A 9,497-nucleotide genomic window follows, 5' to 3' on the forward strand; every position below is an offset into this window, starting at 1 on the left:
AAAGGGCTCGCACTTTCTCGCCTTCCTCGGCCTGGCCGCCGCCCTGACCTGCTACAAGAAGCTCGCGAAACTTGCCACGTGAGACACACTCTTAGCTACTCACGCCGGTCAGCTCTGCAAACGCAGCGGTTCCCGAGTAGCCGATCAGGAAGCCGATGAGGACTCCGCCCCAAAAATCCTCCACGGTGATGAAGGACTGCGCCTCTGACTTCCGCGCCGCGAAGACAATCGCGGCGCTGCTGAGGATGACGGCGAGCACGAGCGAGCTGATGGCCGTTCCGAGATGCTGGTGGAACAGAGTACTCAGGCTGTGGGCGTCCTGGAGCGATCGGGCCGCACTTCCCACCGCACCACCAAACGCGCCACCAGACATCACCTTCCACAGCGCTGCTTTGAGAGGCACCGTGAGAGAGGTGGTGTTGGAGAAGAGCCGCCGTCGGGCAGCAGAGCTTTCGCCCAGCCCATTCGGCAGCGCATCCGGGCCACTTACACGGGGGGCCGGTGTTAGCCCATAGACGACGGTGATCTGTAGTCGGTAGCTGGCCGGGATGAAGAACGGGCTACGACTCGTGCCGAGGCGGATGGTCCGGACGTCGGTGCATCCAGGTTCCAGTGCTGCACCGGGTGGCAGCGAGCCCACCAGTGGGACTCGCTCACGATCGTTCACGATCGGGTCGTACACGTTGACGGTCGAGAATTCGCTGGCCGAGATGCGCATTTCGCGGGCTTTGCCGTGAAGGTTGACTGTCGACGATCCGGCGGCGTCAAGGCGGATTCTTTCCGTGACTCCATGCAGCCGCCCTAGGGCAATCTCGTTCTCCTCGTCCAGTCGCTGGATTTCCTGGTAGATGCGCTCCCGCGTGTCTTGGTCAGCAGGTCCGAGTACTTCCAGCTCGCGCGATAGCGAGTTCTTGCGGGCCCGCCTTTGCCGGACCGCCTCCCGTAAGGCATCGGACTCCGTCGCGGAAAGATTTCCAGGGCCCCGATTCTCTGGCGCCTCGGGCACCCGCCAGACCAGTTGGGTCGGCAGGCTCAGTTCCACGGCATCAATCCAGATGGACGCTGCAAAAGGATTCTTGACGTGAAGGTAGACGGTGAAGTCCGTACCTGAGTACACCTGCGGAACGGAGAGGTCGACCGTGAGGTCGAGTAGCCCGAGTTGGGGCGGCGGCTCCGAGGACTCAGTCATCACCCATCCAGGCTACTGAACCGCTGGGTGGTGCGGAGGCGTTTGCATCTGACTGCTGCCCCCGAACAAAATTGACGTCAATGAAGATCAGCAACGGAGGAAAGCCCTCAGTTCCGGTTGTCCACAGCTCAGATGGGGTTGGATCTGTTGGCACTAATGGGCCTAAAGCGGACCCGCCATTGCAGACAGGGCTTCCATGACCGGCAGGGGGTGACTTGCTCAGGGGACCGGGCCCGGGACTGCCCCAGCAGCGGTGAGGCTCGCCCGCGCCAATCGGCGCCCTCCCAACTGGATTGAGAGGAACCGACTTCGAGGTCGGTTCCTCTGCATCTGGTCCGAGGGGTGTGTGCCATTCAAGCGCCGCAGCCGCTCCTTGCTGGGAAAACAGCAGGTTGGACCGTGTGAATACGCGTCACCGGGCTGAAAGGTTAAGGCCGATCGATCCGGGTTGCGGCGCTAACCCCGCACTGTCCCATCCTGCTGCCGTCCCGCTTCGGACCCCGCACTCATGTGCGGGGTCCGCCCACTTCCGGCTGTATGCGCGCCGCCCCGAGACGCAAGGGGTGGGAGCACTCTGTGCTCCGTTCCGCTCGTACGCATCGCACGTACAGCCCGAACTTCTGGAGGCACCGCCATGTCCGTACCGACCGTCCCGACCAGTCCCGCGCCGCTTCTGCCCGAGCCCGGCCCGGACCATCGCCCGTCGGGCCCCGCCCCCGCGCCCGCCTCCGCGGTGTCGCCCCTGCCGGCCATCATCGTGATCATCGGCATGGCCGTGATCATCTTCGGCGGCATGCTGCTGCTGCTGGCGTGCGCGGGTTCCGCGTACGTCGCCTACGAGCACCCCGGGCTCGCGGCGCCCATCGGTATCTTCCTGAGCGGCATCTCGGCGGTGGGCACCGTGGCCGGTGCCGTATGCGGCTGCGTCGCCCTGGTCCGCCGCCGGTGACCGTCGCGGGCCGGGCGTGGCCGCGGCTGGCCCCGCCCGGCCCCTTGCTCCGGGTTCAGCTCAGGAACCCGCAGGACCGAGTGCGCGAGTTCGTCCGGCGTCTCCGGCTCCACCAGCAGCACCGCCCGATCCGCCGCCGCGAGGCCGCCCCCGGAGCCAACTGTCCGCGGTTCACGGACGCTAGCCCAGAGGATCCCCTCCCTGGCCACAGCAGGTTGACACTGTTGGGGCCAATAGGGGTAACGCGTCACTCCTGGCCGGTCCCGCCCTCGACCCGGAGCAGCAGGAGGTCGAACTCCGGCGTGTCGGGCCCGTTGCGGTACGGGCCCGCGTACTCGTAGCCGAGCCGCGCGTACAGGTCCTGGCCGCGCCGGTTGGAGGGCAGTGCGAGCAGCGACGACCACGCCGGGGCGATGGCTTTGAGGAGTTCGGTGTGGAGGCGGGAGCCGATGCCTCGGGACTGCCACGGTGGGCGGACGGCCAGTTCGCACAGGCCCATCAGGCGTTCGTGCCGGGCGCCTTCGGGGACGTGGTCGATCAGTTCGGGGCCGAACCAGTACGCCGCGCTGCAGGGGAAGGCGTAGCCGAAGCCGACGGGGGTGCCGTTGGCGTACGCGACGGCCATGGTGAAGCCCTTCCACTTGAGGTGGCCGGTGATCTGACGGTGGAGCGCGGGTACGGAGAGGCCGGCGGTGGCGGCGTCGGGGTTGTCGACGAGTTCGGGGTGGGCGTCGGCCCAGATGTCGGCGACGACGTCGGTCAGCGGTGGGACCTGGCCGGGTCCGTAGGTGCGGATCACCACGTCGGTGCGGGTGCTCGGGGTGGTCACCGTCTCCTCCTCAACTGGCGCCGATGGTGGTGCGGTACTCCTCCAGCCAGTCGGCGACCGCCGGGACGGCGGCGTGCCGCTGGAACGCGCTCTCGACGTTGTGCAGCTGCCGCAGCAGACGGTCGGAGCGCACGTCGGGGAGGTACGCGAGGACGCGTCCGGCGGCCTCGGCCGCGGCTTCCGGCTCCGGTCGGTCCCTGACCGCATGTTGGATGGCGATGTCGGCGGTGTACAGGGCGCGGTTGCGCGCGAACGCGTCGCCGTGCAGCAGAACGGCCTGCTCAGCGCCTGCGGCGGCGCGTGAGTGCTGGTCGAGATCGGCGCGGGCGAGGGCTTCGAGCCCGGCCAGTTCGGCCGGGGTGAAGAACTCCAGCCACGCCGGATCGGCGCCGCCGGGGCCCTTGGCGTAAAGGCGATGGGCGCGGACGATCGCCTTGTCCGCGGCGCCGGCGTCGCCCAGAAGCGCCCAGCCGCCGGCCTCGCGCATCGCGAAGAGGGACAGCATCCGTGACGAACCGTACGTACGGACCGCGGACTGCGCGCCCTGCGCGGCGGAGATCGCCTCGCGGGGCCGGCCGGACGCCTTGGCCAACAGGGACAGGCAGCCGAAGGCGTGTCCTTCCAGCCCGGGATCGTCGGCGATCCGCGCGGCGGCCAGCGCCTCGCCGTACAGCGAGCGGGCGTCGGCGGCGCGACCACTGTCGTACGAGAGCCAGCCCGCCGCGATGGACAGGTGGCCCGTCGCCGAGCGGAGCCGCTTGCCCGTCCTGTCGGTGTAGGTGCCCTCCTGCAGCCACCGGTAGACGGTGTGCAGAGCATTGGAGGCGTCCCGGCGCAGGGCGGCGGAGCCGTGATCGTGGTCGTGGGCGTAGATCGTGGTGACGGCCCGGTCGACGGTACGTACGTCACCGACGCCGATCCGGCCCGGAGCCTTGTCCTGGGCGCCCTCGGCGGGCATGAGCGACAGGACGACGCCCGCGCCGTCGGCCAGGAAGGTGCGGCGTGCCACCGGGACTTCCTGGTCCGGCCCGTTCGCCACGGCAGACGCGGCGGGCGCGGTGGGCTCGGCGAGCAGCGCCGTGGTGGTGGGCCGGAAGCCGAGATCGCGCGGGGAGCGCCCGGTCATCCTGGTGAGGATGCGCCGGTAGACCGCGCGCGGGAGTCCGACCTCGCCGTCCTCCCAGGCCGCCACCAGACGCGAGGTGCAGCCGACCGCCTCGCCCATTTCCTCGCCCGTCGCGACGATGAGCCGGGCGAACTCCTGGCGGGACATCTGGAACTCGCCCTCGCGTACGGCGCGCAGCTGGGCGTTGCGGTGGTGATGAAGACGGCGGTCAGCCATACCGGCGCTCCTGGCGGCGTCCACAGTGACGGAGGCGATGACGGGTGCGGTGACCGTACCGCTCCCGCCCTACCTCCTGCCCCGGTCCTGGCCACAGTTCACCCCGGCCGGGCCGACTCGCATCGTTCTTGCATCGGTCCGGCGTCGCATCCGCCGCCGCGCGACTGGTTGCGTGGCAGGTGACGTGACGACCGAACAGGGAGGCCCCGCCGTGGCGACCGTTTCCGGCAGAACGGCCAAGAGGATGAAGGAGAAGCCCGCCGCGCCGACCTGGCACGACCTGGCGCGGCTCACCGACCAGAAGCGGGCGCGGTGGGCGCGCTCGACGAACGGCACAAGCTGGGTGGCCTGTGGCACGCGCTGGGACGCGGTGGCCATCGCGCCGATGGAGACAGGGTTGACCGCGCTCACCGGGTTACGTATCGGGACCCGCCGCGATCGCCTCGTCCTCGTCGACCACCTGCGCGACGTGCTGTACGTAATGGTGCCGCCCGGTTCCGGAGCCGTCTGCGACGGTATCGCCGGCGTCCGCGTGCTCTCCCGCGGCCACCAGCTGCTGATGCCCACCACCTACGGCGACAGCACCGCCGCGGCCGACCTGATCAGCCACCCGCGCGACGGCGAACCGCCCGCCCTGGTCCCGGCCGACCGACTCGCCGCCCGCCTGCGGGAACTGGCCGCACACACACCCGAAACGGCGGCCGTCTCATGAGCACCCGCACCGTGCTGTACGACCCCGAAGGCCTGCTCGACACGGACCTGCCTCTGGACCGCGATCCTCACCTGGCGCTGGCCAAGTCCGTGCTCGCGTGGCCGGCCTCGGCCGACGTACCGCCGAACGACTGCGAGCAGATCGCCCTCCAACTGACCGGACACGCCCGCGCGGTCGCCACCGACGTCCAGCGCCGCGCCGCCGGGCTCCCGAAGGACGACGGGCGCCGCGCGCTCGCCGAGGTCGTCCTGACCGAAGCCGCCGAACGGCTGTCGGGCAAGCTCCTCGGAACCCCAGGCTGCGTCCAGAGCCGCGCCCGTCTGGTGCTCGCCCTGTACGAGCGGCTGGACCGTCTTGAGGACGCCCTGCCCGCCGCCCCGGCTACGGGCCCCTGACCGTCGCCCGGCGCCTTCCCCCGTGGGCCCGGGCGACGGCGAAGCCCCCGGCGGCTGCTTCTGCGCCAGCGCTGCCGGGGGCTTCTGCATGCCTGTTCAGGGCCTATTGGAGCCATTGGACCCAACAGGCCCAATAGAGAAGAGAAAGAGAGTCGGACCGGCAGCTCGGGCGCCCGGGGATCAGAATGCCGGGCTCGCTGTCCGGTCAGACGGGCGCCTCGCCCGGGTTCCGGCTGGACAAGAGTGCCTCCGCCGCAACAGGGTCTGCGAGACCGTCTGCCCGGCCTGGGCACAAGGTGTTCTCGCCCGCTACCCGCGCCCGTACCCCGGGAGGTCGTCCCTCGGGGGCAGCCGTACGCGAGCCACGGACGCTCGCCCGAAGGGGGCCGCCCGGCATCGCCCGCCCCCATTAGACCCAATAGGTCCAATGGGGTGTGACGTGCGACGACGCTCATCCCCCTGCCGTTCCGGGATGAGCGCCGCCCTCGTTGGGGTGTTCCGGCGGCGGCCGGTGTTCCTGCTCCGCTACCGTGCCGTCATGAGCGAGCCGTTCGCCCAGGGCGAGGATCATCCGGCGTGCGGCATCTGCCCGTCGAAGCGGTTACCGCGCGAGGGCTTCGTCGTGTACGACCGGCCGTCATGGGAGTGTCCGTTCGACCCGGCGGACGGCCACCGGTACACCGAGGACAGGACACCGGCGTGCGTGCACCCGCACAAGGTGGGTCTGGAGCCGGACCGGGTGGCCCCGCCGCCGAAGGAGATCCCTGGCGCGGAGCCAGAAGCTACGCCGCGGCGGCGGAGAGGATGGCTGCCTTCCTTCCTCGTTCGGTGACACCAATCGCGGTGTACACCTCGTCGAGGGCCCTGCGGCGCCGTTCGGTCTCGGCGGCGTCGATCCAGAACCGCTTGTTCACCGGTCCCCACGCCTCGCGGTACGCCTGGTGGGCCTCCCAGTAGTAATCGCCGAAAAACACCGGATAACCATGACCGGCGGTGATGCGGCCCGGCTCACCGATCAGGCCTCCTGTCCGGCGGGTTCGGCAGTGCTTTCGCGGTGTTTGCGTAGTTCCCGGTAGAGGGTGGAGCGGCTGACGCCGAGTTCGTTGGCGACCTGTTCGGGGATGGCGCCGTCCTTGATGCGCTGGGCGGCTCCGGCTCGGGTGGTGGCGTTGAGCTTCGCGGGGCGGCCGGTGGGCAGGCCGCGGGCTTCTTTGGAGGCGCGGGCACCGGCGGCGCGCTCCAGCATGTAGATCCGTTCCATCTGCGCGAACATGGCGAGCAGTGCGATGGCCATGTCCGTGCCGGGGCCGGGTTCACTGGTGTCGACGGCGAGTTTGTCGCCGAGCGTACGCAGGAAGACGCCGCGTTCGGTGAGGTCGTGCACGAGGTTCAGGGTCTCGCGCATGTTCCGGCCGAGCCGGTCCAGGGTGAGCACGTTGATCCGGTCGCCGGGACGGGCGAAGGCGAGCAGCGCAGTCAGGCCCTCGCGGTCCATGTTCGCGCCGGTGCGCTTGTCGACGTAGATGTGCTCCTCGGCGACGCCGGCGGCGTGCATCGCGTCGATCTGGCGGGCGAGGTCCTGCGCGGTGGTGCTGACTCTGCAGTATGCGAGATCCATACGCGCCACCGTCCCATAACCTTACGCTGTGACGCAGATTCTGACACGACGTTCTGACACTAAGTTTTGACACAGGCCGACCTGCGGCGACGTGATCACCGTGGAGCTGGTGACGGCCTGTGTCACATCCATGCTTATGACACAGGGTCAGGACTGCCCGGTTTCGCCGCCATCGCGATCGGCGACGGCGTGAGCGAGATTGCTTCGGACGGTTCCTGTCATTGGGTGGTTCTCGCCCAGCACCCGCATGGTGTCGGCGAGGGTCTGCTCGAACAGCAGGATGGCCCGGCCCAAATCCCCCGCCGCCCGGTAGGCGCCGGCGAGGTTGTTGCGGGAGGCCAGGGTGTCGGGGTGGTCCTCGCCCAGCACCCGCACCATGTCGGTCAAGGTCTGCCCGAACAGGGGGATCGCCCGGCCCAAATCCCCCGCCGACTGGTAGGCGCCGGCGAGGTTGTTGCGGGAGGTCAGGGTGGAGGGGTGGTCTTCGCCCAGTACCCGCACCATGTCGGTGAGGGTCTGTTCGTACAGGGGGATGGCCCGGCCCAGGTCCCCCGCCGCCCGGTAGGCGGCGGCGAGGTTGTTGCGGGAGGTCAGGGTGGAGGGGTGGTTCTTGCCCAGCACCCGCACCATGTCGGTGAGGTTCTGTTCGTACAGGGGGATCGCCCGGCCCAGGTCCCCCGCCGACTCGTAGGCGCCGGCGAGGTTGTTGCGGGAGGTCAGGGTGGAGGGGTGGTCCTCGCCCAGCACCCGCACGGCGTCAGTGAGGTTCTGCTCGTACAGGGGGATCGCCCGGCCCAGGTCCCCCGCCGACTCGTACGCGCCGGCGAGGTCGTTGCGGGAGGTCAGGGTGGAGGGGTGGTCCTCGCCCAGCACCCGCACCCGGTCGGTCAGGGTCTGCCCGAACAGGGGGATGGCCCGGCCCAAATCCCCCGCCGCCCGGTAGGCGCCGGCGAGGTTGTTGCGGGAGGCCAGGGTGTCGGGGTGGTCCTCGCCCAGCACCCGCACCATGTCGGTCAAGGTCTGCCCGAACAGGGGGATCGCCCGGCCCAGGTCCCCCGCCGACTGGTAGGCGCCGGCGAGGTTGTTGCGGGAGGCCAGGGTGAAGGGGTGGTCCTCGCCCAGCACCCGCACGGCGTCAGTGAGGTTCTGCTCGTACAGGGGGATCGCCCGGCCCAGGTCCCCCGCCGACTCGTACGCGCCGGCGAGGTCGTTGCGGGAGGCCAGGGTGGAGGGGTGGTCCTCGCCCAGCACCCGCACCCGGTCGGTCAAGGTCTGCCCGAACAGGGGGATCGCCCGGCCCAAATCCCCCGCCGACTCGTACGCGCCGGCGAGGTTGTTGCGGGAGGTCAGGGTGGAGGGGTGGTCCTCACCCAGCACCCGCACGGCGTCAGTGAGGGTCTGTTCGTACAGGGGGATGGCCCGGCCCAGGTCCCCCGCCGACTGGTAGGCGTAGGCGAGGTTGTTGCGGAAGGTCAGGGTGGAGGGGTGGTCCTCGCCCAGCACCCGCACCATGTCGGTGATGGTCTGTTCGTACATGGGGATGGCCCGGCCCAGGTCCCCCGCCGACTCGTAGGCGGCGGCGAGGTTGTTGCGGGAGGCCAGGGTAGAGGGGTGGTTCTCGCCCAGCACCCGCACCCGGTCGGTGAGGGTGCGTTGGAGGTGGCTGATGGCGCGGGTAGGCAGGCCCTGGCCGTTGAGGAAGCACCCGGTTGTGTTGAGAAGTTGCGCGGTGGTGACGGTGTCGGTGTCCTGGGCCGTGTGGCTGGCGAGGGCGTCGATGTGGGGGAGGAGGGTGCGCCAGGTGGGCCAGGTGTCGGGGGTGTCGATGGTGGCGGGGAGGGCGGTGGTGAGTTGGTTGGTGGCGTGGGTTCGGGCCTGGTCGATGAGGTGGGGGGTGCGGTGGGGGTCGTCGGGGTCGGGGGTGCGGGCGAGGGCCTGGACGAGGCGGTGGACGGCCAGGGTGCCGGTGGCGGGGTCGGGGGTGATCATGCTGTAGGCGGTGAGGAGGCCGAGCGCGGCGTTCAGTGCGGGCGGGCTGGCGAGGCCGTCCAGGAGGGTGGCGGGGATCTGGTCGGGTGCGTACCAGGCCAGGACGCGCAGCAGGTCGGCGGCCTGGGGCTGGAGGGTGGTGATCCGGTCCAGGGTGAGGTGCCAGATGCGGGCGATGCTGCGTTCGGGCTGGGTGATGCCGACGGCGCCGGCGCGGTACATCTCCGCCGGGTACTCGTCGAGCAGGGCGAGGTACGCGCGGGGGGTGGTAAGCGGGTTCTGGGCGAGGTAGGCGGCTGCCTGTTCGACGGCCAGGGGCAGATAGCCCAGTTCCGCGCACAGGTCGGCGGCGCCGTCGAGGTCCCGGCCGGGGGCGGTCGCGGTGGCGGTGCGGGTGAGGAGGTCGAGCGCGTCGGCCTTGTCGAGGACGTCGAGGCGTACGACGGTGGGGATGTGGTGCCAGGCGGTGGCGAG

General features: G+C 70.1%; 9 protein-coding genes. 3 read left to right on the top strand and 6 right to left on the bottom strand.

From position 1 onward, the window contains the following. Positions 1-91: 91 nt before the first annotated feature. Positions 92-1,192, bottom strand: a complete 1,101-nt coding sequence (locus tag AB0389_RS37380) for a hypothetical protein (RefSeq protein WP_366400050.1) — start codon at positions 1,190-1,192, stop codon at positions 92-94. 631 nt (positions 1,193-1,823) lie between these two features. Between AB0389_RS37380 and AB0389_RS37385 the strand changes: the two genes are divergently transcribed. Further along, complete coding sequence (locus AB0389_RS37385; protein ID WP_366400051.1) at positions 1,824-2,138, top strand: hypothetical protein; 315 nt, start codon at positions 1,824-1,826, stop codon at positions 2,136-2,138. A 247-nt stretch (positions 2,139-2,385) separates the two neighbouring features. Here AB0389_RS37385 and AB0389_RS37390 read toward each other — a convergent pair whose 3' ends face one another. Further along, the gene (locus AB0389_RS37390) at positions 2,386-2,967 is read right to left on the bottom strand and encodes a GNAT family N-acetyltransferase (RefSeq protein WP_366400052.1); all 582 of its coding nucleotides are present in this window, start codon (positions 2,965-2,967) and stop codon (positions 2,386-2,388) included. 10 nt (positions 2,968-2,977) lie between these two features. Further along, positions 2,978-4,309, bottom strand: a complete 1,332-nt coding sequence (locus AB0389_RS37395) for a hypothetical protein (RefSeq protein WP_366400053.1) — start codon at positions 4,307-4,309, stop codon at positions 2,978-2,980. A 211-nt stretch (positions 4,310-4,520) separates the two neighbouring features. Here AB0389_RS37395 and AB0389_RS37400 point away from each other — a divergent pair, with 211 nt between their 5' ends. Beyond that, positions 4,521-5,021, top strand: a complete 501-nt coding sequence (locus AB0389_RS37400) for a hypothetical protein (RefSeq protein WP_366400054.1) — start codon at positions 4,521-4,523, stop codon at positions 5,019-5,021. Further along, positions 5,018-5,416, top strand: a complete 399-nt coding sequence (locus tag AB0389_RS37405; RefSeq protein WP_366400055.1) for a DUF6415 family natural product biosynthesis protein — start codon at positions 5,018-5,020, stop codon at positions 5,414-5,416. Before AB0389_RS37400 ends, AB0389_RS37405 begins: the two co-directional genes overlap by 4 nt. Before the next feature lie 782 nt (positions 5,417-6,198). Here AB0389_RS37405 and AB0389_RS37410 read toward each other — a convergent pair. The 3 genes from AB0389_RS37410 to AB0389_RS37420 form a co-directional block, all read right to left on the bottom strand. Further along, the gene (locus AB0389_RS37410) at positions 6,199-6,390 is read right to left on the bottom strand and encodes a hypothetical protein (RefSeq protein WP_366400056.1); all 192 of its coding nucleotides are present in this window, start codon (positions 6,388-6,390) and stop codon (positions 6,199-6,201) included. Between the two features lie 41 nt (positions 6,391-6,431). Next, positions 6,432-7,034, bottom strand: a complete 603-nt coding sequence (locus tag AB0389_RS37415; RefSeq protein WP_366400057.1) for a recombinase family protein — start codon at positions 7,032-7,034, stop codon at positions 6,432-6,434. 147 nt (positions 7,035-7,181) lie between these two features. Beyond that, positions 7,182-9,497 (bottom strand): tetratricopeptide repeat protein (locus tag AB0389_RS37420; protein ID WP_366400058.1); only part of this gene is annotated, 2,316 nt, incomplete at its 5' end.

Origin of the sequence: Streptomyces sp. NPDC093109 (genome assembly GCF_040701725.1) — a bacterium.
GTDB lineage: Bacteria > Actinomycetota > Actinomycetes > Streptomycetales > Streptomycetaceae > Streptomyces.

Bases quoted from the DNA above. Each gene is read 5' to 3' on its own strand.
- AB0389_RS37395 (WP_366400053.1), bottom strand. From the start codon at position 4,309: ATGGCTGACCGCCGTCTTCATCACCACCGCAACGCCCAGCTGCGCGCC.
- AB0389_RS37385 (WP_366400051.1), top strand. From the start codon at position 1,824: ATGTCCGTACCGACCGTCCCGACCAGTCCCGCGCCGCTTCTGCCCGAG.
- AB0389_RS37415 (WP_366400057.1), bottom strand. From the start codon at position 7,034: ATGGATCTCGCATACTGCAGAGTCAGCACCACCGCGCAGGACCTCGCC.
- AB0389_RS37405 (WP_366400055.1), top strand. From the start codon at position 5,018: ATGAGCACCCGCACCGTGCTGTACGACCCCGAAGGCCTGCTCGACACG.